This window comes from Noviherbaspirillum sp. (genome assembly GCF_035654295.1).
In the GTDB taxonomy this organism is placed as follows: Bacteria; Pseudomonadota; Gammaproteobacteria; order Burkholderiales; family Burkholderiaceae_D; genus Noviherbaspirillum.
In genome coordinates, this window is sequence record NZ_DASRXF010000020.1 from 51,134 (window position 1) to 73,332 (window position 22,199).

Genomic DNA, 22,199 nt, shown 5'->3' on the forward strand with positions numbered 1-22,199 from the left:
CAAGGCTGCAGGGCTATCAGAAGCGGTAGCCGAACGCCTTCTGGAAGCGGTCCTCGATTTCCTGCCGGCTCGGCCTGTGGTTCTGGCCGCCCTGCTGCGCGATCTTGATCGAGCCCATCAGACTGGCCAGGCGGCCTGTGGTCGCCCAATCCATGCCGTTGGTGATCCCGTAGAGCAGGCCGGCACGGAAGGCGTCTCCGCAGCCGGTCGGGTCGACCACCTGGTCCGCCTGCACGCACGGGATCTCGATGCGCTGACCGTCGCTGAAAATCTCCGCGCCTTGCTCGCCACGGGTGACGATCAAAGCGGACACGCGCTTGGCAATCTGGTCGAGCGTGAGGTTGGTGCGTCCGGTCAAGAGTTCCGCTTCATAATCATTGACCGCCACATAAGTTGCCAGTTCAATGAAGTGCTCCAGTTCGCCCCCGTTGAACATCGGCAAGCCCTGGCCCGGGTCGAAGATGAAGGGGATGTTGAGATCCACGCAGTCGACCGCATGCTGCAGCATCCCGTCCCGCCCATCCGGGGCGACGATCGCCAGCTTGACCGCGCCGGCGTCCGCTACCTTGTTCTGGTGCGACAGGGTCATCGCGCCGGGATGGAATGCGGTGATCTGGTTGCCGTTGACGTCGGTCGTGATGAAGGCTTGCGCGGTGTAGGTGCTGTCGATCGTCCGCACGCAGCGGCGCGAGATCTCCAACTGGTCCAGGCGCTCAAGGTAAGGGCCGCCGTCGTGGCCGATGGTTCCCATGATCAAGGGGTCGCCCTCGAGCAACCTGAGGTTGTAGGCGATATTGCCGGCGCAACCCCCGAATTCACGTCGCAGCTCCGGCACCAGGAAGGCCACGTTGATCTTGTGGAGCTGGTCGGCCAGCAGCGCTTCGGAGAAGCGTCCGCCAAATTGCATGATGTTGTCGTATGCGAGCGAGCCGCAGATTAGGGATGTCATGTTTGCCTGCCTGGTTGAGATGGGAAGTTATTTTGCCCGGCGCTGCCGGTTCCGGGAATCGTGAACCCCGAAGTGTATTACGGATAGAAGACGTAAACCCGGTATCCCGATGCCTTGAGTTGCGCCAGTTCAAAATGGATCTTCACCGGCTGCTCGGAATGCGCTGAAAAACCTTTCCTCGCGTCCGACGGCTCCGCAAGGTATTCGCGGGGCAGGAACACCCGGCGCGCAAGGGGCTTTTCATTGTTGTCGTTGAGCGTCAGCTCGATGTTCGGCCATGACTGCGCGGTCGCACCGTGGTTGCGCAGCAGGACGGTCAGCGCGAAGGTGTTCGAATCGGCGGCCAGGGTTTGCAGTTCGCTGGACTCGACGGACACCGATTCGATGTGCGCCGGCAGCCCGACCTGGCAGCCGATGCGCGCGCACGCTTCATCGAGCAAAGGCTTGGACTGGGGAATCCAGGCGGCAATCTGGTCGCGGAAGACATAGGTGCCCTGGCCGAGCAGGCCAAGCAGCAGGAAAACGGATGCGGTGAGCATGAAGATGCGCAGCGCGTGTCCGATGCGCTGCTTGCGGCGGGCCTGCTTCACGAAGCCCGGCAATTCATAGTCCGCTGCCTCGGCCTGGTCCAGGGCATCCCCTTCGGACTGGGCCGCTTCATCCTGTTCGCGCCGCCATGGTTTGCTTTCGAGGTCGTCGATTGCCTGGTCGATCGGATCGTGCTCGATGGCGGTTTCGGGATCGGCCCCTTGCGCATTGTCCTCGACGACAGGTTCGCGGCGGTCGTGCGCGAAATCCATCAGGGTCATGCGCAGCAGCGGATCGTCTTTCGGTTCCGGTGTGGCGGGGCCGGCGGCTTCGAGTTCTTCACGCTCGGCTTCGGCCAGGGTGGTGTCGGAAGAGTCGGGGAAAGGCCGTTCGACGGGACGCGGGCTGGGCCGAGGCTCAGGTTCGGGATCGAGATCGCTGAGGTCGCCGAGGTCGAAATCCACGCTCGGCAAAGGCTGGGCCTTTTCCTCCGGCGCCGGGGCGGGTGAAGGCTTCGGTTCGGGGGCGGGGGCCTTCGGAGCCTGCTGCTCGAGATCTTCGGGACGCAGCAGGTTTTCGATGCCGTTGAAGATTTGCTTGCAGGCGCCGCAGCGCACGAGGCCCGCGCGCAGCTTCAGTTGGTCATGCGCGACCCGGAATGTCGTATGGCAATGAGGGCACTGGGTAGCGAGCGCCATTACGGTCAGGTGGCGGCGGATTGACCTGCGAGAGCCACCCATCCTTCACGTTCGGCCCAGACCGTCAGCTTGATGAAGGGGGCATAGGCCGCCGCGACTTCGTCGGCCTGCCGTTCCAGGACGCCCGACAGGACCAGCCATCCGCCGGGTGCGACGCGCGACGACAGCATCGGCGCCATCAGTTTGAGCGGGCTGGAAAGGATGTTCGCAACCACGATATCGAAGGTCTTCCGCGGCGAGTGGGTGGAGAATTCTTCCGGCAGATAATAGTCGATTTCGCAGCGGTTGCGCTCACTGTTGTAGCGCGCCGATTCGATCGCCTGCGGATCGATGTCCACGCCGCACACCGGCTTGCCGCCCAGTTTCTCCGCGACCATCGCAAGGATGCCGGAGCCGCAGCCGTAGTCCAGCACCGACCCTTGCGGCGGATGGGCTTCCAGCCACTCCATGCACAGGCGCGTAGTGGGATGGCTGCCGGTGCCGAATGCGAGGCCGGGGTCGAGCTCGAGGACCAGTGCGTCAGGGTCGGGCGCGTCGTGCCAGCTCGGCACCACCCAGATATTCTTGCCGATATGGATGGGTTCGAACTGCGATTGGGTCAGCCTGACCCAATCCTGTTCGGCCACGGCACGCAGGGAATACGGCGGAACGGCAATGCCGCATTCGGCGGAGGCGGCGGCGACGATGGCGGCGAAGTCGGCGTGCTCGTCGGCCAGCGCCACCACGCGGCTGTGGTCCCACGCCGCTTCGGTCGGCTCCATGCCCGGCTCGCCGAACAAGGGCTTTTCGGCCTCGGTGCCTTCGTCGGCGTCTTCGACCGAAACCGACAGTGCGCCCGCTTCCATCAGTGCATCGGACAGCGCCTCCGCGTGATCACGCGCAACTTCAATGACGATTTCGGTCCAGCTCATGATATTGCCTTCTTACTTTGCAGCCTTCGCGCCCTTGGGCAGATCCGGCTTGTCCGCCAGCTTTTGCTCCAGGTAATGGATGTTGGTGCCGCCTTCGATGAAGCGCGCGTCCACCATCAGTTCGCGGTGCAGCGGGATGTTGGTCAGGATGCCTTCGACCACCATTTCGGACAAGGCGATCTGCATGCGGCGGATCGCCTGCTCGCGCGTGGCGCCGTAGGCAATCACCTTGCCGACCATCGAGTCGTAGGTGGGCGGGACGAAGTAACCGGCGTAGGCATGCGAATCGACGCGGATGCCGGGACCGCCCGGCGGATGCCATGCGACGATCCTGCCTGGCGACGGAGTGAACTTGAACGGGTCTTCGGCATTGATGCGGCACTCGATCGCATGGCCCGACAGTTCGATGTCGCGCTGGCGGAAACGCAGCTTCTCGCCGGCCGCGACGCGAATCTGTTCCTGTACCAGGTCGACGCCGGTGATCATTTCCGTCACCGGATGCTCCACCTGGATACGGGTGTTCATCTCGATGAAGTAGAACTCGCCGTTTTCATACAAGAACTCGAAGGTGCCCGCACCGCGGTAACCGATCTTGCGGCAGGCTTCGGCGCAGCGGTCGCCGATGCGTTCGATCAGCTTGCGCGGAATGCCGGGCGCCGGCGCTTCCTCGATCACTTTCTGGTGGCGGCGCTGCATCGAGCAGTCGCGCTCGCCCAGCCAGACGGCGTTCTTGAATTCGTCGGCCAGCACCTGGATTTCCACGTGCCGCGGATTCTCCAGGTATTTCTCCATATAGACTTCCGGATTGCCGAATGCTGCGCCGGCCTCCGTCTTGGTCATGGTGACGGCATTGAGCAGCGCGGCTTCGGTGTGCACGACGCGCATGCCGCGGCCGCCGCCGCCGCCCGCCGCCTTGATGATGACCGGGTAGCCGACCTTGCGGGCAATGCGGATGATTTCCTTCGGGTCTTCCGGCAGCGCGCCGTCCGAGCCGGGCACGCAAGGCACGCCGGCCTTGATCATGGCGTGCTTGGCCGAGACCTTGTCGCCCATCATGCGGATCGATTCCGGACGCGGGCCGATGAAGACGAAGCCGGATTTCTCGACGCGCTCGGCGAAGTCGGCGTTTTCGGAGAGGAAGCCGTAGCCGGGATGGATCGCTTCGGCGTCGGTCACTTCTGCCGCGCTGATGATGGCGGGCATATTCAGGTAGCTCATCGACGACGGCGCGGGGCCGATGCAGACGGACTCGTCGGCGAGCTTCACGTATTTCGCTTCGCGGTCGGCCTCGGAGTGGACGACCACGGTTTTGATGCCCATTTCGCGGCAGGCGCGCTGGATACGCAGGGCGATTTCACCGCGGTTGGCGATCAGAATTTTTTCAAACATGGCAGATGGGATGGCTTGCTTGTGACGTTCTGGGAATTGTTCGGAGTGCGCGGCATGGACAGCCATGCCGCATGCGCACTGCTTAACCGATCACAAACAGCGGTTGGCCGAATTCGACGGGCTGGCCATTCTCCACCAGGACTTGCTTGACCACGCCGGAAACGTCGGCGTCGATCTCATTGAGAAGCTTCATTGCTTCGATGATGCAGAGCGTGTCGCCTTCCTTGACCGTTGCGCCGACTTCGACGAAGGGCGGGTTGCCGGGAGCGGAAGCGCGATAGAAGGTGCCGACCATCGGCGACTTCACGACGTGGCCTTCCGGTTCGGCCGGGGCGGCAGGTGCAGCAGGTGCGGCTGCGGGTGTGCCCACCGGAGCGGCGGCCGGTGCCGACACGGTCTGCGGCATGGACTGCGGCATCATGACGACCTGGTTCTGCGGCGTGCCGGAGGATTTGACGATACGGACTTTGCTTTCGCCTTCGGTGACTTCCAGCTCGGCGATGTCTGATTCGGCGACGAGGTCGATCAGCGTCTTGAGTTTTCGTAGATCCATATTGAAATCCCTCAGTTTTATATGCTTGTTGCAATTGAAATCGCCGCAATTATAAGTTTGTTGCGGCGAGATAATGAAAATTACAGTTTTTTGAGCGCAAACTCGATCGCGGCGCGGTATCCTTCGACACCCAGTCCGCAGATCACGCCGACGGCGATTCCGGACAGGTAGGAGTGATGCCGGAAGCTTTCGCGCTTGTGGATATTGGAGATATGTACTTCGACAAACGGAATGGCGACGCCCGCCAACGCATCGCGCAAGGCGACGCTGGTATGGGTCAGTCCGCCGGGGTTGACGACGATCGCGTCCACACCCTCGTTCCTGGCGGCCTGGATGCGGTCGATCAGGGCGCCTTCATGATTGCTTTGAAAACAGGCAATGGCAGCGCCCGCCGCGGCCGCTTGCGCGCTCGCAGCTTGTTCAACATCGGCCAGCGTCGTCGAGCCGTACACCTCTGGTTCACGTATGCCCAGCAGGTTCAGGTTCGGGCCATTGACCAGAAGAAGTTTTTTTGCCATGGAGTTACGACTCCGTTTGCCGAGGATGCCGCATTTTGCCGTCAAATGATTCTGACTGGCAAGGGAAAAGATGCTTTCGCGGCTACAGTCCGCTAAGGGATTTCCGCAAGTCATCCATTTTCAGGCGGCCGAGGAAGGTCTTTTTTACCTGTCCGTCACGTCCGATTACAACCGTAAAGGGCAGGCCGCCGCCCTGGTTGCCCAGCTGGCGCGACAGTTCGGTGCCATTGACTCCGCCGACGTACAGCGGATAGCTGATGCTGTATTTCTTGGCGAATTCGGCGATGTTGGAAGCAGAATCGATGCCAATGCCGAGGATCTGGATTTTTTGGGCGGAAATTTCCCGTTGCAAGTCGGATAACTCCGGCATTTCGTCGACGCAGGGCGCGCACCACGTCGCCCAGAAATTCACCACCAGGGCATGCTCCTTCCACTGGCCGAGCACCTGCTCCTGCCCGTTGGCATCCTTCATGGATTGCGACAGAAGTGTGCTGACAGCAGAAGCTTGTGCCGGGCCCGGCGAAAGCTTCCGGTCTGCGTAAAAAATGCCCAATGCGGCAAACAGGATTGCAACGCCGCCGAAAAGAATCGTATTTTTCTTCATTTTTGCTCTGATTCCGCAATCAATGCCCGTACTGCCTCACCATTTGCACGTCCGGGCCGTCCGTCCGCCCCGGGTTTGACGGCGCCGCGCAGGTCGTCCGTCTCATAAAGGGCGAGGTGCACGCCTTCCCCGTGCCACATGAAACTGACCGTCTCGACCGCGTCACCGCGGCCGCTGAAGTGGGCGGTTTCCGAGACCTCGAATTCCACATTCTTGTTAAGAAGGAAAATCTCGACATCCTTTGCGCTCTCGGCGAAGAGCTGCAGATGGATATCCGAGTGCTCTCCTGCTGTCCCATTCAGGACCGCGCCGGTCAGGTAGGGGGAAAAGCGGGCGAGGTCGTCCATCAGCCGCACCGCCAGCTTGCGCAGGTGCAGCAGGCGCGCCGGCTGGGTGTCGGCGAAAAAGAGTTCATTGTATACACGTACTTCTTCTTCGATCTGCGCGTTATCCGGCATGATCTCGCCGCGAACCTTCGCGTTGCCCAGCACTTGCCTGGCCGCTTTCTTCTTGGCGGTGGCGTAGTCCGCACCGTCTTCGGCAATCAGGCGCGCTGCGGCGGCGGCGATCTCGGCGCGCAGCATCTCGGTATTGGTGGTGAAATTGCTCATGGGACTCGATGATACTCTGTACGGCGCGAGACCGCGGGTCGGGTAAAATGCCGGGTTCTGCGAATTCGGCAGCCTGCACGGTATTTGACCTGTTGCGGCGGAATTCAGTCAGTGTTTTTTATTCATTTTGAAACAACACAATGCACATCCATATTCTCGGCATCTGCGGCACCTTCATGGGCGGACTCGCGGTGCTGGCCAAGGAAGCCGGACATAAGGTCACCGGTTGCGATGCGAATGTCTATCCGCCGATGAGCACCCAGCTGCAGGCGCAGGGCATCGAACTGACCGAAGGCTTCGGTCCGGAGCAGATCGATCTGAAACCGGACCTCTTCGTCATCGGCAACGTCGTCTCGCGCGGCAATCCGCTGATGGAGGAAATCCTCAACCGCGGCCTGGCATACACCTCGGGCCCGCAGTGGATCGGCGAACATATCCTCTCTAATAAATGGGTGCTGGCGGTGGCCGGCACGCACGGCAAGACGACCACCTCGTCGATGCTGGCCTGGATCCTGGAGCATGCCGGTTACGACCCGGGCTTCCTGATCGGCGGCGTGCCCATGAACTTCGGCATCTCGGCGCGCCTGTCGGGCAAGGGTGGCGATTCCAGTTTCTTCGTGATCGAGGCCGACGAATACGACACCGCCTTCTTCGACAAGCGCAGCAAGTTTGTCCATTACCGGCCGAAGACCGCGATCCTGAACAACCTGGAATACGATCACGCCGATATCTTCCCGGACCTCGGCGCGATCGAAACCCAGTTCCATCATCTGGTGCGGACAGTGCCGAACGTCGGCCGGCTGGTGGTCAACGGGCGCGAGGAATCGCTGCGCCGCGTGATTGCCCGCGGCTGCTGGAGCGAGGCCGAGTGGTTCGGCGCGGAAGAAGGCTGGTCGCTGCAGGAATACGAGGACGGCAGCTTCGACGTCCGTTTCAAGGGGGAGATGCAGGGAAAGGTGGAGTGGGCGCTGACCGGCGAACACAACCGGCTCAATGCGCTGGCGTCGATCGCAGCTGCGCGCCATGTCGGCGTGCCGCCTTCCGTGGCGATCGAGGCACTGTCCCGCTTCGAGAGCGTGAAACGGCGCATGGAAGTGCGCGGCACGGTAAACAACATCACCGTGTATGACGATTTCGCGCACCATCCGACGGCAATTGCGACGACCGTGGGCGGATTGCGCAAGAAGATCGGCACCCAGCGTATTCTCGCCGTGCTGGAGCCGCGCTCGAATACCATGAAACTCGGCACCATGAAGGAAGCTTTGCCGGGCAGCCTGTCCGACGCCGACCTGGTGTTCGGCTACGGCGCGAAATCCGGCAAGGATGCGCTCGGCTGGAACCTGGGCGAAGTGCTGGCGCCGCTGGGCGCGAAGGCAGGCGCCTACGACGACCTCGACACGCTGGTGCAGGCGATCGTGAAGGCGGCGCAACCGGGTGATCATGTGCTGGTCATGAGCAACGGCGGTTTCGGCGGCGTCCACCAGAAGATCCTGGACGCGCTTGCATAATGATTCTCTACCTGCACGGTTTCCGTTCTTCGCCGCTGTCGTTCAAGGCACGCTTGATCGAAGAGCGCATGGCGGCCCTCGGCAGGGCGGCGGAATATCAGTGCCCGCAGCTGCCTGCTTCCCCGCGTGAAGCGATTGCGCTCGCCGAGCAACTGATCGCGCCGCACGGGGAGCGTGCGACCGTGGTCGGCTCCTCCCTGGGAGGCTACTATGCGACCTGGCTTGCCGAAAAGTTCGGCTGCCGCGCGGTGTTGCTCAACCCGGCGGTCAAACCGCCGCGCGACCTCGAAAAATACGTCGGGGTGACAACCGCTTACCACACGGATGCGCCCTTCGAGTTCAAGCGCGAGTACATCGAGGAATTGAAGGCGCTGGCTGTCGGCCGCATTACGCGCCCGGAACGCTACTTCCTGGTCGCCGCAACCGGCGATGAAGTGCTCGATTGGCGCGAGATGACGGCGCATTACCCCGGCGCGCGGCAGCACATCATCGAAGGCAGCGACCACGGCATTTCGGAGTTTGCGCAGTACCTCGATGAGGTGCTCGCGTTCTGCGGTGTCCGGCCGGGAGACTCTGCGTGAAGCCGTTCGCGGTAGGGCACGCGCGCTGGGTCGCGCACGTCAACGGCGTCAACCCGACGCGCGAAATGCGCGGCTGGCTGACCGACACGATGTCGCTGACCCGCAAACTGATGGCGCGCAGCGAGCATTTCCGCGTGCGGCGCCTGCGCCAGGAGCGCGGTTTGTGCCTGACCGATGAAGCGGAGATGGTGGAGCTGCGGCGCCGCAGCCACGTGCAGGAGCGCGAAGTGCTGCTGCAATGCGACGGCCGTCCGGTCGTGTTTGCGCACACGATCGTGCCGCTCAGCGCCACCACTTCCGACTGGCCGTTTTTCGGCACGCTCGGCGAACGCTCGCTCGGCACCACGCTGTTCGGCGATCCGAAGGTGCTGCGCGGCCGGCTGCAGTATGCGCGCCTGCGGGCCCAGCATCCGCTCGTCGAGCGCGCCCGCGCCGCTCTCGGAAACGATGAATTCGCCGCGCCGCTTTTCGCACGGCGCTGCTTGTACCGCCGCAGGAATGGCGTGCTGCTCGTGACAGAACTCTTCCTGCCTGCGATCGCGGAACTCAAGGCGCCGCGCACGCAACCCAATTCAGCTGACAGGCTTGGCAATCGATGAATTTATTTTTTGAGGAATCCGGCGACTTCAAGGCCGGTACCGTACTGTCCCAGCAAGGCGAGGCTTACCAGGTCGAAATGCAGACCGGCAAGCGGACCAAGGTCAAGGCGCGCGACATCCTGTTCCAGTTCGCTTCGCCCGATCCCGCGCAATTGCTGAGCGACGCGAAGGCGATCGCGGATGAGGTCGACCTCGACTTCCTGTGGGAAGTCGCCGGCCAGGATGAGTTCGGCTATGCCGAGCTCGGTAGCGAATATTTCGGCCACGAACCGAAGCCGCACGAAGCTGCCGGCCTGTTGCTGAAGCTGCACAACTCGCCGATCTACTTTTACAAGAAGGGCAAGGGCCGCTACAAGGCCGCGCCCGAGGCTTCGCTCAAGGCGGCGCTGGCCGGCATCGAAAAGAAAAAGCAGCAGGCGATCGTGCAGGCGCAGTACGTCGAACAGCTCAAGGCCAACCAGCTTCCCGACGCGTTCAAACCGATCGTGATGCAGCTGTTGTTCAAGCCGGACAAAAACAGTATCGAGTACAAGGCGCTGGATGAAGCGGCCGCGGCGATGCAGACGTCGCCGCAGCGGCTCATGCTTGCCACGGGCGGCATCACTTCCCCAAAGGAGCTGCATCTGTCGAAGTTCCTGTTCGAATACTTCCCGAAAGGCACGCGCTTCCCGGCCGTGCCGATCCCGGCAGTCGATTCGCTCCCCGTTGCGGATGTCCAGGCCTTCTCGATCGACGATGTGACCACCACCGAGATCGACGACGCGCTTTCGGTCGTCCACCTCCCCGACGGCAAGTTGCGGGTCGGCATCCACATCGCCGCGCCCGGCCTTGGCATCAAGCGCAACGATGCCCTCGACGCCATCGCGCGCCAGCGCCTCTCCACGGTCTACATGCCGGGCGATAAGATCACCATGCTGCCGGATGAGCTGGTTGAGGCCTTCACCTTGGCCGAGGGACGGACTTGCCCGGCACTCTCGCTTTACGCGACGCTGGATCCCGCAACCTGGACCGTGGTGTCCACCGAGACCCGCGCCGAGGCGGTGCCAATCGCGGCCAACCTGCGTCATAACGATCTCGACGACGTGGTGACCGAGGAAAACCTCAACGCCGGCACTGGCGATTATCCGCACAAGGCCGACATCGAACTGCTCTGGCAGTGGGCGCAGGTGCTCGAACGCGGGCGCATGGCCAAGCGCGAGAGCTTCGGCCTGAAACCGGAACAGGCCAACCGCGTCGATTTCAACTTCTATGTCGAAAACGACGTGGTGAGTATCGTCCGCCGCAAACGCGGCGCGCCGCTGGACAAGATCGTCGCCGAGCTGATGATCTTCGCCAACAGCACCTGGGGCAAGCTGATGCACGACCACGGCGTCCCCGGCATTTACCGCAGCCAGGGCGGCGGAGGCGGGGGCTGGGCCGCCAAGATGCAGGTGCGCATGGTTACCCACGCCGCGCCGCACCAGGGCCTCGGCGTGGACCAGTACGCCTGGAGCACCTCGCCGCTGCGCCGCTACACCGACCTAGTCAACCAGTGGCAGATCCTGGCCTGCGCGGAGCACGGCGTGACCGCGCCGCTGGTCGCGCCGTTCAAGCCGAAAGATGCGGACCTGTTCGCCATCGTCTCGGCCTTCGACGCCGCCTATGCCGCCTATGCCGACTTCCAGTCCGGCATGGAACGCTACTGGTGCCTGCGCTGGCTGGCCCAGGAAAATGCACGGCAGGTGAACGCCGTCGTCCTCAAGGATGAAGTGCTGCGCCTGGTCGACATCCCGCTCATCATCCGCCTGCCGGGCATGCCGCAGGCGGCGCGCGGCACCCAGGTCCGGCTCGACCTGATCCGCTGGGACGAGGTCGACCTGACGGTGGAGGCGCGCCTGATCGAAGTGACAACGGCGACCGCCGAAACCGAGGCCGCGGTGATCGAAGATGACGAAATTGCCATTGCCGAAACCGAGGCGAATGCGGAATCGGCACAAGAATGAAAACTTGGCCGATTTGCGGCGAGGTTTATCGTAAAATTCAAGGCGTTCGCAACCGCTAGCCCGTTTCCGCGTGATGCTCCTTTTTGAAAACCGCACGTTGTCCATCGCTGTCGCGGCGTCGATCCTCTTGCACGGCGCGATGCTGGCAGTGCGGTTCGCGCCGCCGGATACCTTCAAGTTCAAGCCGATGGACCCCGGGCTGGAGGTCATCCTCGTCAATGCCAAGCACGACCGCAAGCCGATCAAGGCCGAGGCGCTGGCGCAGGCCAATCTCGATGGCGGCGGCAATGCCGAAGCCGGCCGTTCCAAGTCGCCCCTGCCCGACATGCGGCGGGCCGAAGATGGCGAGGGCATGAAAGCCATCCAGCGCCGCATCGATGAACTCGAGCGCCAGCAGCGCATGCTGGCGCAACTGAACAAGAAAAACGCCCAGGCCGCGCCGCCGGTCAAGGACCACGTCAAGCCGAAGGAAACACCGACGCAGGCGGACATGGGCGACGCGCTCGAGAACGCGCGGGAAATCCTCCGCCGCGAAGCCGAGATCTCCAAGCGTATCGAAGACGAGAACAAGCGCCCGCGTAAAACCTTCATCTCGCCGAGCACCCGCGAGGTCGGGTACGCGATGTACTTCGACAGCGTGCGCAAGAAGATCGAAGACGTCGGCACCCTCAACTTCCCGCAGAAGGACGGCAAGAAGATCTACGGCGAACTAACGATGTCGATCTCGATTTTCCAGGATGGGAAAATCTACACCAGGGATCGCGACGAAGGCATCGTGATCGAGCGCACCTCCGGCAATCCCGCGCTGGACGAAGCTGCGCGCCGGATCGTGCGCCGTGCTGCGCCCTTCGGCGCGTTCGACAAGAAGATGCGTTCCTCCGACCGCGATGACGTCTGGGTGATGACGACCCGCTTCAAGTTCACCCGCGACGAGGGGGTGGAAGCAGTGATGCAGGGAGGTGGCTGAGTGAGCGCCGCACCCGACCGCTACGTCGTCATCGGCAACCCGATTGCGCACAGCAAGTCGCCGGACATCCATGCGCGCTTTGCCGCGCAAACCGGGCAGCACATCGTGTACGAGCGGCTGCTCGCGCCGCTGGACGGTTTCGGACAGGCCGTGCACAACTTTATCGGCGCGGGTGGCAAAGGCGCCAATGTCACCGTCCCGTTCAAGCTGGAAGCGCATGCGCTCGCCACCGAACTGACGCCGCGCGCCCAGGCGGCCGGCGCAGTCAATACCCTGAAGTTCGAGGTGGACCGGATCACGGGCGACAACACCGACGGCATCGGCATGGTGACCGATATCATCCGCAATGCCGGCGTTGCCATGCGCGACAAGAGAGTTCTCCTGCTCGGTGCCGGCGGCGCGGCACGCGGCGTGATCCTCCCTGTTCTCGACCAGCAGCCGGCAGAGCTGGTCATTGCCAATCGCACGGTCTCCAGGGCGACGGAACTGGCATCGCAGTTTTCGCAGCATGCCCGCGTTTCCGCCAGCAGCTTCGAGGGCATCGACGGCGCTTTCGACATCATCATCAATGCCACCTCGGCCAGCCTGGCGGACGACCTGCCGCCCGTGCCGGCGTCTGTTTTCGGCGGCACGGCCTTCGCCTACGACATGATGTATGCGAAGGAGCCGACAGTCTTCATGCGCTTCGCCGCCTCGCACGGCGCCGCGGTGCGCGACGGCCTCGGCATGCTGGTGGAACAGGCGGCGGAAGCCTTCTTCCTGTGGCGCGGCGTCCGGCCGGATACCGTGCCTGTCTACGCGGAATTGCGCGCGCGGCTCTGATGAAATTCCTGCGCAAGTTATTGCTGTGGCTTGTGCTCGCACCCATCGCCATCGTGCTGGTGATGCAGCTGTACTTCGCGGCCCAGATCTGGTGGTGGAAAGACCACAACCCGTCCTCGACCAGTTTCATGGACCGCCAGCTTGCCGTCCTGCGCGAAAAGGATCCGAATGTGCGGCTCAAGCACAAGTGGGTGCCGTACAACCGGATCTCGAACCACCTGAAGCGCGCCATCATTGCTGCCGAGGATTCCAACTTCTCGGAGCATGAAGGCGTGGACTGGGAAGCCATGCAGAAGGCCTACGAAAAGAACCTGAAGAAGGGCAAGGTCGTGGCAGGGGGTTCCACCATCACGCAGCAGCTCGCGAAAAACCTGTTCCTGTCCGGCGAACGCAGTTACCTGCGCAAGGCGCAGGAGGTTGCGATCACCTACATGCTCGAATACATGTTGGACAAGGAGCGCATTTTCGAGATTTACCTGAATGTGGTGGAATGGGGTGTCGGCGTGTTTGGCGCCGAGGCGGCGGCCCAGCACTACTACGGGGTTTCCGCGGCCCAGCTGGGGCCGGCGCAGGCGGCGAGGCTCGCCGTCATGCTGCCCCGTCCGCGCTTCTACGACAAGAACCGCGGTTCGGCCTACCTGCAGCGCCGCACCGAACTGATTCTGCGCCGCATGGGGGCGGCCGATCTGCCGTAAAACCAATAACAAGGGAGATGTCATGCAGTTGAATCACCAGAAGGGGTTGAGCCTGTTGTGGACCGCGGTTGTCGTGGGATTGGTGGCGCTGGCGGGGATGGTGGGGCTGATGTCCGCCCGTTACGAACGCAATTACTTTGCGGAAGCGTGGAAAAAACTGACGAAGACCGATGTCGCGCAGGCCGTCCAGCAGACGCAGCAGAATGTTGCGAAGACCGAGGCGCCGCCGATCCGCAAATGCATCATCGACGGCAAGACCGTCTATTCCAACGTCGAATGCGACAAGGCCAACCCGACCAGCCAGAAAGTGTCGATCCACGACAGCAAGGGATTTGAAGCACCCAAGGTGCCGGTCGTGTCCACGCCCGAGGCGGAGGGGGCGCCGAGCATGCGCGACAAGCTGATCGACAAGGCCGTCAACCGTTGATTTTGGGCAGGACTTGCTGCTTGCCTGCCGCCATCGATATCAGTACACTTGCGCTGTTTTCGTCTTCGGAGACCCGTCTTGGGGAGTCCCAGTACACACAGTCGACCGTCATCGAACGGTGGATCGGCGAGATAGCGCTGCGGCGGCAACACCCTCCTGCGCCTCTCGCCAAACGCATTGGTGGGCGGCGCGACCAGGCCGAATTCATGGCCGCGTTCCCTGAATTGAATCGACCCCTCGCTACCGGCGAGGGGATGGCTGCATTTACAACATGAATGCAGCCGGGAGAGCTCATGATTAATGTTTTCGTCTTGCAGAACGGCCGCCTGAACCAGGTCAACATCGAGTCCCGCAACGACCTGGAAAATGTGGCGCCGGTCTGGGTCGACCTGACCGATCCGAACGACGAGGAGCGCGCTTGGGTCAAGAGTATCTATGGCGTGACGCTGCCCGGCGAGGATGAGGTCAAGGATATCGAGGCGTCCGCGCGTTATTACGAAGCGGAAAATGGCGACCTGCACCTGCGCACCGACTTCCTGCTGGAAGAGGATGACGGCCCCTCGCGCGTCGTCACCGTGGCGTTCATCCTGGCCAAGAACATGCTGTTCTCCGTCCATAACGACGACCTGCCGGTGTTCCGCCTCGTGCGCATGCGTGCGCGCTCGCGTCCCGGCTCCATCGCCGACTACAAGGATGTGCTGCTCGACCTGTATGCGACCGATGCCGAGTATTCCGCGGACGCGCTGGAGGGGATTTACCAGAGCCTGGAAGACGTCAGCCGCCGCGTGCTGCAGAAAGAACTCACCGACCAGGACGCTGCCGACGCGCTCAATGCGATCGCACAGGAGGAAGACTTGAACGGCCGTATCCGCCGCAACATGATGGATACCCGCCGCGCGGTCAGCTTCCTGATGCGCGGACGCCTGCTGAACGCGGAGCAGTTCGAGGAAGCGCGGCAGATCCTGCGTGACATCGAATCGCTCGACGGCCACACCGCCTTCCTGTTCGACAAGATCAACTTCCTGATGGACGCCACCGTCGGCTTCATCAACATCAACCAGAACAAGATCATCAAGATCTTCTCGGTGGCCTCGGTTGCCTTCCTGCCACCGACGCTGATCGCCAGCATCTACGGCATGAACTTCAACATCCTGCCGGAACTGAACTGGTCGTTCGGGTATCCGTTCTCCCTCGGCCTGATGCTCGTGAGCGCGGTAGCGCCGTTCCTCTACTTCCGCAAGCGTGGCTGGTTGAAGTGACGATGATGTCCAAGAGCGCGTAGCGCGATTGGAGATTGCGTTGTCATCCCGGCGAAGGCCGGGATCCAGTGGCGTTCGATGCGCGAGCACTGTCCATTCTTCGAGTAAACGACACTGGATTCCGGCCTTCGCCGGAATGACGGGGGAGGGGTGAGGTGTGCGCGACCAGCTCCGCTCGCATGCGGGCACCGACAATCGTCTCCCCGCCCCCTCTCACCCCGTCATCCCCGCGAAGGCCGGGATCCAGCGGCGTTAAACAGCGCCTCAGCGAACGCCCGCAAACGCCTTGCGCGCCGCTTCAATCGTCGCGTCGATCACCCCGTCGTCATGCGCCGCCGACACAAACCCGGCTTCGAACGCGGACGGCGCGAGATACACGCCAAGGTCGAGCATCGCATGGAAGAAGGCGTTGAACTTCTCCTTGTTGCAAGTCATGATCTCCGCATAGCTGCCCGGCACGCGTTCGCCGAAATACAGGCCGAACATGCCGCCCACAGCATCGGCGCAGAAGGCAACGCCGGCATCCTTCGCCGCATCCGACAGGCCCTGCACCAGCTTGTTCGTCTGCGCCGTCAAGGCTTCGTAGAAGCCCGGCTGCTGGATGATCCTGAGCGTGCTCATGCCCGCAGCAACCGCGACCGGATTACCCGACAGTGTGCCCGCCTGGTACACCGGCCCGAGCGGCGCGAGGAATTTCATCAAGTCCTTGCGTCCGCCGAAGGCCGCGACCGGCATGCCGCCGCCGATCACCTTGCCCATCACCGTCAGGTCCGGCGTGATGCCGTACAGTTTTTGGGCGCCGCCGAGGCCGACGCGGAAGCCGCACATCACTTCGTCGAAAATCAGCACGGCACCGTGCTGCGTGCAGAGCCTGCGCATCGCTTGCAGGAATTCCGGCGTTGCGCGCACGAGGTTCATGTTGCCCGCGACCGGTTCGACGATCACGCAGGCAATCTCGTTGCCCAGCTTGGCGAAGGTGTCTTCAAGCTGCTGCGCGTTGTTGTAGTCGAGCACCAGCGTGTGCTTGGCGAAATCCTCAGGCACGCCGGCGGAAGTCGGATTGCCGAAGGTCAGCAGGCCGCTGCCTGCCTTCACCAGCATGGAGTCCGCGTGGCCGTGGTAGCAGCCTTCGAACTTGATGATCTTGTCGCGCCCGGTCGCGCCGCGTGCAAGGCGCAGCGCACTCATGGCGGCTTCGGTGCCGCTCGACACCAGGCGCACCTGCTCCACCGAGGGAAGGATGCGGCAGATTTCTTCCGCCATCTCGATTTCTCCCTCGGTCGGTGCGCCGAAGCTCAGTCCGCGCGCCGCGGCTTCCTGCACCGCCTTGATGACGGCGGGATGCGCATGGCCGACGATCGCCGGGCCCCAGGAGCCGATGTAATCGATGTAGCGCTTGTCGTCCGCGTCCCAGAAATACGGTCCCTCGGCACGGGTAATGAAGCGGGGTGTGCCGCCGACCGAGCGGAAGGCGCGCACCGGCGAGTTGACGCCGCCCGGCGTGCTGACCTGTGCGCGGGCAAACAGAGTGTCGTTCTTGGAAGTCATACGAAAAGAAAAAACGGTTATTCGGTTATTGATCGGAGGCCGGGTCGGGTTCCCTGGCCCAGAAGTAGCGGTCCGGGGTGAGTTTACCCATGCCGAGGCGGTGCGCGTTGGCGAGCGCGGCGTGGGTGAATTCCTGCGCCTCGAATACGGCTTCGGGCACATCGAGGCCGTTGGCGAGCAGGGCGGCGATGGTTGCCGACAGCGTGGAACCGGCCCCACTGAAGGAGCCGGGGAGGCGCTGCCAGTCATCCTTGCGCAGCATGCCGGATTCGTCGAACAGGGCATTGGTCACGCCGTGCACATCGCCCGGCGCGCCGGTGACGAACAGGTATTCGCAGCCCAAGTCAATGAGATGCATGGCGTCCATCGGCAAGGTTTCGTCCCCGGACGGCTCGCGCCAGGTTTCGGCAAGGCGGGAGAGTTCGACGGCCGAGGCAAGCAGCAGCGTGGTCTGGGGGATCAGGAGCTCGCGAATGGCGAAAAGCAGGTCTTCGCTGTCCGGCCCCTGGTCGGGCAAGGCGGACAGGAACGGGTCCAGGACGAGCGGAATGTCAGGATAGTCGGAAACGATCTCTGCGATTGCAGTCACGTTCTCGATGCCGCCGATCGCGCCCACCTTGAATGCGGCGACCGGCATGTCTTCCAGCACCACGCGGGCCTGGTCGGCCACCCAGTCCGCATCGATCACCTGCACGTCTTCCACGCGGGCCGTATCGGCAATCAGGAGGGAAGTCACGACGGACAGTCCGTGGCATCCCATTGCTGCAAACGATGCGAGGTCAGCCTGGATGCCCATCGCGCCGATCGGATCGGTTGCGCCGAACGTCAGGATCAACGGGGAATTTTGGTTTTGCACAGCGGGTAGATTAAGATAATCGACTTTGCATTTTACTTGATTGAAGGGCAGTCAACTGTGAGTAATAACGAGGAATTCAAGACTTGGATGTGTTTGATCTGCGGTTGGGTCTATGACGAAGCCGCCGGATTGCCGGAGGAGGGCATTGCACCGGGAACGCGCTGGGAGGACGTCCCGATGAACTGGACATGTCCGGAGTGCGGCGCCCGGAAGGAAGACTTCGAGATGGTAGCTATTTGATTCTAGAAAGAAATATCTAAATCCGGCTGGCAAAATTCCGCGCGTCAATGTTATAGTTTTGGTAAGTTTCGCAGAAAAACCACGACTCTTTTCGGTTGGGCAGAAGGTTGATATAAAGCATCTTGCTTTCTGTTACATTAGGGTCGTATATTGGGCGGAAGGTTACTGAGATTGACTTCATGACAACATCCCCGGATAACGCCAGCCTCAAAATCATGGTGATCGACGATAGCAGCACGATTCGTCGATCCGCCGAGATTTTCCTGGGCCAGGCCGGCTACCAGGTCGTGCTTGCCGACGACGGCTTCGATGCCCTGGCCAAGATGAACGATCACAAGCCGGCGCTGATCTTCTGCGACATCCTGATGCCGCGTCTCGACGGCTATCAAACGTGTGCGTTGATCAAGAAAAGCGCGAAATTTCACGCTACGCCCGTCATCATGCTTTCGTCCAAGGATGGCCTGTTTGACCGCGCCCGGGGGGCGATGGTCGGCTCCGACGCCTACCTGACCAAGCCATTCACCAAGGACAGCCTGCTGAAGACTGTCCGCGAGTACACCACCCAGCTTGTTACAAAGTAATTTTTCAGGATTGGAAAGTTCAAGATGCCCATACAAAAAGTTCTTGTGGTGGACGATTCGCCGACCGAGCGATATTTCCTGACGGACATTCTTGTTAAAAACGGTTTTTCCGTCTCCACCGCCGAAAACGGGGAAGAAGCCCTGCTGAAGGTCAAGGCAGACAAGCCACAGCTCATCCTGATGGACGTCGTCATGCCCGGCCAGAACGGTTTCCAGATCACGCGCGCCATCGCCCGTGATCCGGAGACGCAGGACGTGCCCATCATCATCTGCACCAGCAAGGGGCAGGAGACCGACCGCATCTGGGGATTGCGACAAGGCGCGCGCGACTACATCGTCAAGCCGGTCGATCCCCAGGAACTGCTCTCCAAGATCGCTGCGCTCGGCTAAGTGCCCGCCATGACCCGGCAATCCTTGGATCTCCCATCCGGAACCGCTTTGACTGACGCCGGCGGCGGCCGCCGCACCCGCCTGCGCGAATTCCAGACAAAGCTGGTGGAGCGCATGCAGGCGGCCGCGAGCGGCGTGGCAAGCCAGTCCAGCCAGCTTGGCGTGATGATCGGACAGACGCGCTGGCTGCTGAATCTCCAGGAAGCCGGTGAAATCGTCTCCGTCGGCCAGGTCACCGAGGTGCCGCTGACGCAGGAATGGTTCCTGGGCCTGACCAATATCCGCGGCAATCTCGTCAGCGTGATCGATCTCGCCCGCTTTTGCGGCATGGCGCCCACGACCGTCGACAAGGAGAGCCGCATCGTCGCATTTGCCCCCGCGCTTTCATTCAACAGCGGCTTGCTGGTATCGCGCGTGATGGGCTTGCGCAACGTGGCGGAAATGACGCTCCAGGCGGATGAACAAGACCGCGAAAAAACGCCGTGGGCGGCACGACAATACATCGATCGGGAGTCCCAGGTCTGGACGGAACTCGACCTTTCATTAATCGTGCAGGACCCGCAGTTCCTGCACGTGGGCATCTGAAACCCAGCGACCTATCTGCCTGCGACACAATCAGAATAACGAGGAGAGTCAGTAATGGCGTTCAAACTACCTTTCTTGGCCAAGGAAAAAAGCGACGGGCCGGCTGACGTGGCCGGACCTGCAATCGACATTGCGGTCGTTGCTGCAGTCCCGCAACCGGACGCTGCTCCGGCGATGGCGGCACAAGATCCGCAGGCAGCCGGGGAACGCCCCGCCCAGTCCGCCGAATCCACGCTGAACGCAACCTTCATCGGCGACGCGCTCGAGAAGACGGGCGACATCAAGCTGCCGCTCATCGGCCACCTGCCGCTGCAGCAACAGGTCCGCACCCTGCTGTTTACCCTGCTCGTCGCGATCGTCCTTGGCGTGGTAGGCGTGATGCTCAATACCAACCATTCGACGCTGGCTTCCACCCAGACGCAAATTGCCGGTGACGCGCTGATGCACTCGCAGCGTATCGGTAAGGCGGCACCGAACGCGATCCAGGGCAACCTCGAGGCGTTCAAGCAGCTGGAAGAGAGCCGCAAGGAATTCAACCGCGACCTGACCGTGCTGTCCAAGGGTGGCGAGTACCAGGGCCGCGAAATCGCGCCGCCCTCTGACGAGATGTCGGTCATGCTCACCGAGACGCAGAAGGTGTGGGGGAACTCCGACAAGGCCGCGGATACCATCCTGAAGCTGAAGAAGGAGCTGACCGGTTTCGGCACGACACTGCAGAAGCTGAACACGCTGTCCCCGGTCCTCCTTGAACTGACCGAGCAGATCGCCACGCTCAAGGCGCAGGGCGGCGCATCGCCTCGCGAGATTTCCGCCGCCGGCCAGCTGGTCATGCTGACCCAGCGCCTGGGCCGCAGCGCCAACGAATTCCTGACCTCCGAAGGCGTGAACCCCGAAACCGCCTTCCTGCTGGGCAAGGACACCAACACCTTCCGCGACATCACCGAGGGCTTCCTGAACGGCAGCGACGTGCTGCGCCTGACGGCGACCAAGGATGCGGACACCCGTGAAAAGCTGACCGAACTGCAAAGCGTGTTCGCCGAATACCAGCAGTCGGTGGGAACCATCCTCGGCAACCTCCAGAACTTCATCGCCGCCAAGCAGTCCGAGCAGCTCATCTTCGCGGAGAACGAAACCCTCAAGCAGCGCATCACCGCCCTGCAGAAGTCCTACCGTGCGGAGGAAGACTCGCTGCACTGGACGTTCTGGCTGATGCTGGCCGCCGCCGTCGCCGCCGTCGTGGCCGCAGTCGGCATTGCACTGGTGCTGCTGCAGGACAGCCGCAACCGCACCAAGGAAGCGGACCAGCGCCGCCGCGAAGCGGACGAGCAGCGCCTGCTGGCACTGCAGAAGGAAGAAGAGGCGAAGCGCGCTAACGACCAGAACCAGGCGGCGATTCTGCGCCTGATGAACGAATTGCAGGAAGTTGCGGACGGCGACTTGACGATCCAGGCAACGGTGTCGGAAGACATCACCGGTGCGATCGCCGACTCGGTGAACTACACCGTGGAAGAACTCCGCGGACTGGTCAGCCGCGTGACGAGCACGGCGGAACAGGTGACCTCGGCATCCAACCAGGCGCAGGACATTTCCAACGAACTGCTCGAAGCATCCCAGAAGCAGTCGCGCGAAATCCAGGAAACCGGCCAGGCGGTTCTCGACATGGCGACGCAGATTACCGACGTGTCGAAGTCCGCGAACGAATCCGCAGAGGTGGCGCGCCAGTCGGTGGCTGCGGCGGAGCAGGGCGCCCGGGCGGTGGAAGACGCGATCAAGGGCATGAACGAAATCCGCGAGCAGATCCAGGAAACCTCGAAGCGAATCAAGCGCCTCGGCGAATCGTCGCAGGAGATCGGTGAAATCACCGAACTGATTTCCGACATTACCGAACAGACCAACGTGCTGGCACTGAACGCCGCGATCCAGGCGGCTTCCGCGGGTGAAGCGGGCCGTGGCTTCTCGGTGGTTGCGGAAGAAGTGCAGCGGCTGGCGGAACGTTCCGGTGAAGCGACCAAGCAGATCGGCGCGCTGGTCCGCACCATTCAGACCGACACGCACGACGCCGTCGCCGCTATGGAAAAGTCGACGCAGGGCGTGGTGGAAGGCGCGAAACTGTCCGATGCGGCAGGTGCAGCGCTGGCCGAGATCCGCAGCGTGTCGAACCGTCTCGCAGAACTGATTCAAAGCATTTCCGCATCGACCGAGCAGCAGGCGACATCCGCCAACGGCGTGGCACAGAGTATCCAGAACATCCTGACCGTGACCGAGCAGACGCAGATCGGTACGCAGCAGACTGCGCAGTCCATTCGCGAACTGTCCAAGCTGGCGGAGGAACTCAAGAACTCGGTGTCCCGTTTCCGCGTGACGGCCTGAGTAAGTTCATTGCCGGAATCGGGCCGCA

The 22,199-nt window shown here is 62.3% G+C and carries 25 protein-coding genes; 15 read left to right on the forward strand and 10 right to left on the reverse strand.

From position 1 onward, the window contains the following. Positions 1 to 16 precede the first annotated feature (16 nt). The 8 genes from VFF99_RS02200 to VFF99_RS02235 all read right to left on the reverse strand — a co-directional run bounded on the left by VFF99_RS02200 (position 17) and on the right by VFF99_RS02235 (position 6,734). Positions 17 to 949 (reverse strand): carbohydrate kinase family protein, encoded by a 933-nt coding sequence (locus tag VFF99_RS02200; protein WP_325014565.1) that lies wholly within the window; start codon positions 947 to 949, stop codon positions 17 to 19. A gap of 77 nt (positions 950 to 1,026) precedes the next feature. Beyond that, entirely contained in the window at positions 1,027 to 2,175 is a 1,149-nt protein-coding gene (locus VFF99_RS02205; RefSeq protein ID WP_325014567.1) for a DUF3426 domain-containing protein, read from the reverse strand. 5 nt (positions 2,176 to 2,180) lie between these two features. After that, positions 2,181 to 3,086: a 50S ribosomal protein L11 methyltransferase gene (gene prmA, locus VFF99_RS02210; protein WP_325014569.1), complete on the reverse strand. Its 906-nt coding sequence runs from the start codon at positions 3,084 to 3,086 to the stop codon at positions 2,181 to 2,183. Between the two features lie 12 nt (positions 3,087 to 3,098). Next, complete coding sequence (accC, locus tag VFF99_RS02215) at positions 3,099 to 4,475, reverse strand: acetyl-CoA carboxylase biotin carboxylase subunit (RefSeq protein WP_325014571.1); 1,377 nt, start codon at positions 4,473 to 4,475, stop codon at positions 3,099 to 3,101. An 82-nt stretch (positions 4,476 to 4,557) separates the two neighbouring features. Continuing rightward, on the reverse strand, positions 4,558 to 5,028 hold the full coding sequence (gene accB / locus VFF99_RS02220) for an acetyl-CoA carboxylase biotin carboxyl carrier protein (protein ID WP_325014573.1): 471 nt from the start codon (positions 5,026 to 5,028) through the stop codon (positions 4,558 to 4,560). A gap of 80 nt (positions 5,029 to 5,108) precedes the next feature. Continuing rightward, complete coding sequence (gene aroQ, locus VFF99_RS02225; protein WP_325014575.1) at positions 5,109 to 5,546, reverse strand: type II 3-dehydroquinate dehydratase; 438 nt, start codon at positions 5,544 to 5,546, stop codon at positions 5,109 to 5,111. An 82-nt stretch (positions 5,547 to 5,628) separates the two neighbouring features. Beyond that, positions 5,629 to 6,018, reverse strand: coding sequence for a TlpA disulfide reductase family protein (locus VFF99_RS02230; protein ID WP_325014577.1), 390 nt, complete (start codon positions 6,016 to 6,018; stop codon positions 5,629 to 5,631). Between the two features lie 128 nt (positions 6,019 to 6,146). Further along, positions 6,147 to 6,734 (reverse strand): hypothetical protein, encoded by a 588-nt coding sequence (locus VFF99_RS02235; RefSeq protein ID WP_325014579.1) that lies wholly within the window; start codon positions 6,732 to 6,734, stop codon positions 6,147 to 6,149. Positions 6,735 to 6,901: 167 nt separating this feature from the next. Between VFF99_RS02235 and mpl the strand changes: the two genes are divergently transcribed. The 10 genes from mpl to corA all read left to right on the forward strand — a co-directional run bounded on the left by mpl (position 6,902) and on the right by corA (position 15,601). Next, a complete protein-coding gene (gene mpl, locus VFF99_RS02240; protein ID WP_325014581.1) occupies positions 6,902 to 8,269 on the forward strand; it encodes a UDP-N-acetylmuramate:L-alanyl-gamma-D-glutamyl-meso-diaminopimelate ligase in 1,368 nt (455 codons plus the stop codon). Further along, positions 8,269 to 8,850 (forward strand): YqiA/YcfP family alpha/beta fold hydrolase, encoded by a 582-nt coding sequence (locus VFF99_RS02245; protein ID WP_325014583.1) that lies wholly within the window; start codon positions 8,269 to 8,271, stop codon positions 8,848 to 8,850. The genes mpl and VFF99_RS02245 overlap by 1 nt, the downstream gene beginning before the upstream one ends. Further along, positions 8,847 to 9,449, forward strand: coding sequence for a chorismate--pyruvate lyase family protein (locus tag VFF99_RS02250; protein ID WP_414691492.1), 603 nt, complete (start codon positions 8,847 to 8,849; stop codon positions 9,447 to 9,449). The genes VFF99_RS02245 and VFF99_RS02250 overlap by 4 nt, the downstream gene beginning before the upstream one ends. After that, entirely contained in the window at positions 9,446 to 11,431 is a 1,986-nt protein-coding gene (locus VFF99_RS02255) for a ribonuclease catalytic domain-containing protein (RefSeq protein ID WP_325014585.1), read from the forward strand. Before VFF99_RS02250 ends, VFF99_RS02255 begins: the two co-directional genes overlap by 4 nt. A 73-nt stretch (positions 11,432 to 11,504) precedes the next feature. After that, positions 11,505 to 12,398, forward strand: coding sequence for a cell envelope integrity protein TolA (locus VFF99_RS02260; RefSeq protein ID WP_325014659.1), 894 nt, complete (start codon positions 11,505 to 11,507; stop codon positions 12,396 to 12,398). Further along, positions 12,399 to 13,220 carry a shikimate dehydrogenase gene (aroE, locus tag VFF99_RS02265; protein ID WP_325014587.1) on the forward strand — a complete coding sequence of 274 codons (822 nt, stop codon included), beginning with the start codon at positions 12,399 to 12,401 and terminating at the stop codon, positions 13,218 to 13,220. It begins immediately after the preceding gene. Next, positions 13,220 to 13,915 carry a monofunctional biosynthetic peptidoglycan transglycosylase gene (gene mtgA, locus VFF99_RS02270; RefSeq protein ID WP_325014588.1) on the forward strand — a complete coding sequence of 232 codons (696 nt, stop codon included), beginning with the start codon at positions 13,220 to 13,222 and terminating at the stop codon, positions 13,913 to 13,915. Before aroE ends, mtgA begins: the two co-directional genes overlap by 1 nt. Before the next feature lie 22 nt (positions 13,916 to 13,937). Next, positions 13,938 to 14,342: a DUF4124 domain-containing protein gene (locus VFF99_RS02275; protein ID WP_325014590.1), complete on the forward strand. Its 405-nt coding sequence runs from the start codon at positions 13,938 to 13,940 to the stop codon at positions 14,340 to 14,342. A gap of 20 nt (positions 14,343 to 14,362) precedes the next feature. Next, the gene (locus VFF99_RS02280) at positions 14,363 to 14,617 is read left to right on the forward strand and encodes a hypothetical protein (RefSeq protein WP_325014592.1); all 255 of its coding nucleotides are present in this window, start codon (positions 14,363 to 14,365) and stop codon (positions 14,615 to 14,617) included. Positions 14,618 to 14,635: 18 nt separating this feature from the next. Then, positions 14,636 to 15,601, forward strand: coding sequence for a magnesium/cobalt transporter CorA (gene corA, locus VFF99_RS02285; RefSeq protein ID WP_325014593.1), 966 nt, complete (start codon positions 14,636 to 14,638; stop codon positions 15,599 to 15,601). A gap of 264 nt (positions 15,602 to 15,865) precedes the next feature. On the opposite strand, the gene hemL is transcribed toward corA, so the two are convergent. Both hemL and VFF99_RS02295 read right to left on the reverse strand, forming a co-directional pair. Continuing rightward, entirely contained in the window at positions 15,866 to 17,149 is a 1,284-nt protein-coding gene (gene hemL, locus VFF99_RS02290) for a glutamate-1-semialdehyde 2,1-aminomutase (RefSeq protein ID WP_325014595.1), read from the reverse strand. Between the two features lie 25 nt (positions 17,150 to 17,174). Next, complete coding sequence (locus VFF99_RS02295; protein WP_325014597.1) at positions 17,175 to 18,005, reverse strand: hydroxymethylpyrimidine/phosphomethylpyrimidine kinase; 831 nt, start codon at positions 18,003 to 18,005, stop codon at positions 17,175 to 17,177. A gap of 87 nt (positions 18,006 to 18,092) precedes the next feature. On the opposite strand from VFF99_RS02295, the gene VFF99_RS02300 reads away from it, so the two are divergent. The 5 genes from VFF99_RS02300 to VFF99_RS02320 all read left to right on the forward strand — a co-directional run bounded on the left by VFF99_RS02300 (position 18,093) and on the right by VFF99_RS02320 (position 22,171). Beyond that, positions 18,093 to 18,245, forward strand: coding sequence for a rubredoxin (locus tag VFF99_RS02300; protein ID WP_040042419.1), 153 nt, complete (start codon positions 18,093 to 18,095; stop codon positions 18,243 to 18,245). Between the two features lie 179 nt (positions 18,246 to 18,424). After that, the gene (locus VFF99_RS02305) at positions 18,425 to 18,826 is read left to right on the forward strand and encodes a response regulator (RefSeq protein WP_325014598.1); all 402 of its coding nucleotides are present in this window, start codon (positions 18,425 to 18,427) and stop codon (positions 18,824 to 18,826) included. A 24-nt stretch (positions 18,827 to 18,850) separates the two neighbouring features. Next, complete coding sequence (locus tag VFF99_RS02310; RefSeq protein WP_325014600.1) at positions 18,851 to 19,216, forward strand: response regulator transcription factor; 366 nt, start codon at positions 18,851 to 18,853, stop codon at positions 19,214 to 19,216. Positions 19,217 to 19,264: 48 nt separating this feature from the next. Next, positions 19,265 to 19,801, forward strand: coding sequence for a chemotaxis protein CheW (locus VFF99_RS02315; RefSeq protein ID WP_325014602.1), 537 nt, complete (start codon positions 19,265 to 19,267; stop codon positions 19,799 to 19,801). A 54-nt stretch (positions 19,802 to 19,855) separates the two neighbouring features. Next, positions 19,856 to 22,171 (forward strand): methyl-accepting chemotaxis protein, encoded by a 2,316-nt coding sequence (locus VFF99_RS02320; protein ID WP_325014604.1) that lies wholly within the window; start codon positions 19,856 to 19,858, stop codon positions 22,169 to 22,171. The last annotated feature ends 28 nt before the right edge of the window (positions 22,172 to 22,199 follow it).

What these genes read in the sequence shown, in the direction of transcription:
- VFF99_RS02200 (WP_325014565.1), bottom strand. Translation starts at nt 949, where the DNA reads ATGACATCCCTAATCTGCGGCTCGCTCGCATACGACAACATCATGCAA.
- VFF99_RS02205 (WP_325014567.1), bottom strand. Translation starts at nt 2,175, where the DNA reads ATGGCGCTCGCTACCCAGTGCCCTCATTGCCATACGACATTCCGGGTC.
- prmA (WP_325014569.1), bottom strand. Translation starts at nt 3,086, where the DNA reads ATGAGCTGGACCGAAATCGTCATTGAAGTTGCGCGTGATCACGCGGAG.
- accC (WP_325014571.1), bottom strand. Translation starts at nt 4,475, where the DNA reads ATGTTTGAAAAAATTCTGATCGCCAACCGCGGTGAAATCGCCCTGCGT.
- accB (WP_325014573.1), bottom strand. Translation starts at nt 5,028, where the DNA reads ATGGATCTACGAAAACTCAAGACGCTGATCGACCTCGTCGCCGAATCA.
- aroQ (WP_325014575.1), bottom strand. Translation starts at nt 5,546, where the DNA reads ATGGCAAAAAAACTTCTTCTGGTCAATGGCCCGAACCTGAACCTGCTG.
- VFF99_RS02230 (WP_325014577.1), bottom strand. Translation starts at nt 6,018, where the DNA reads ATGAAGGATGCCAACGGGCAGGAGCAGGTGCTCGGCCAGTGGAAGGAG.
- VFF99_RS02235 (WP_325014579.1), bottom strand. Translation starts at nt 6,734, where the DNA reads ATGCTGCGCGCCGAGATCGCCGCCGCCGCAGCGCGCCTGATTGCCGAA.
- mpl (WP_325014581.1), top strand. Translation starts at nt 6,902, where the DNA reads ATGCACATCCATATTCTCGGCATCTGCGGCACCTTCATGGGCGGACTC.
- VFF99_RS02245 (WP_325014583.1), top strand. Translation starts at nt 8,269, where the DNA reads ATGATTCTCTACCTGCACGGTTTCCGTTCTTCGCCGCTGTCGTTCAAG.
- VFF99_RS02255 (WP_325014585.1), top strand. Translation starts at nt 9,446, where the DNA reads ATGAATTTATTTTTTGAGGAATCCGGCGACTTCAAGGCCGGTACCGTA.
- VFF99_RS02260 (WP_325014659.1), top strand. Translation starts at nt 11,505, where the DNA reads ATGCTCCTTTTTGAAAACCGCACGTTGTCCATCGCTGTCGCGGCGTCG.
- mtgA (WP_325014588.1), top strand. Translation starts at nt 13,220, where the DNA reads ATGAAATTCCTGCGCAAGTTATTGCTGTGGCTTGTGCTCGCACCCATC.
- VFF99_RS02275 (WP_325014590.1), top strand. Translation starts at nt 13,938, where the DNA reads ATGCAGTTGAATCACCAGAAGGGGTTGAGCCTGTTGTGGACCGCGGTT.
- corA (WP_325014593.1), top strand. Translation starts at nt 14,636, where the DNA reads ATGATTAATGTTTTCGTCTTGCAGAACGGCCGCCTGAACCAGGTCAAC.
- hemL (WP_325014595.1), bottom strand. Translation starts at nt 17,149, where the DNA reads ATGACTTCCAAGAACGACACTCTGTTTGCCCGCGCACAGGTCAGCACG.
- VFF99_RS02300 (WP_040042419.1), top strand. Translation starts at nt 18,093, where the DNA reads ATGTGTTTGATCTGCGGTTGGGTCTATGACGAAGCCGCCGGATTGCCG.
- VFF99_RS02305 (WP_325014598.1), top strand. Translation starts at nt 18,425, where the DNA reads ATGACAACATCCCCGGATAACGCCAGCCTCAAAATCATGGTGATCGAC.
- VFF99_RS02310 (WP_325014600.1), top strand. Translation starts at nt 18,851, where the DNA reads ATGCCCATACAAAAAGTTCTTGTGGTGGACGATTCGCCGACCGAGCGA.
- VFF99_RS02320 (WP_325014604.1), top strand. Translation starts at nt 19,856, where the DNA reads ATGGCGTTCAAACTACCTTTCTTGGCCAAGGAAAAAAGCGACGGGCCG.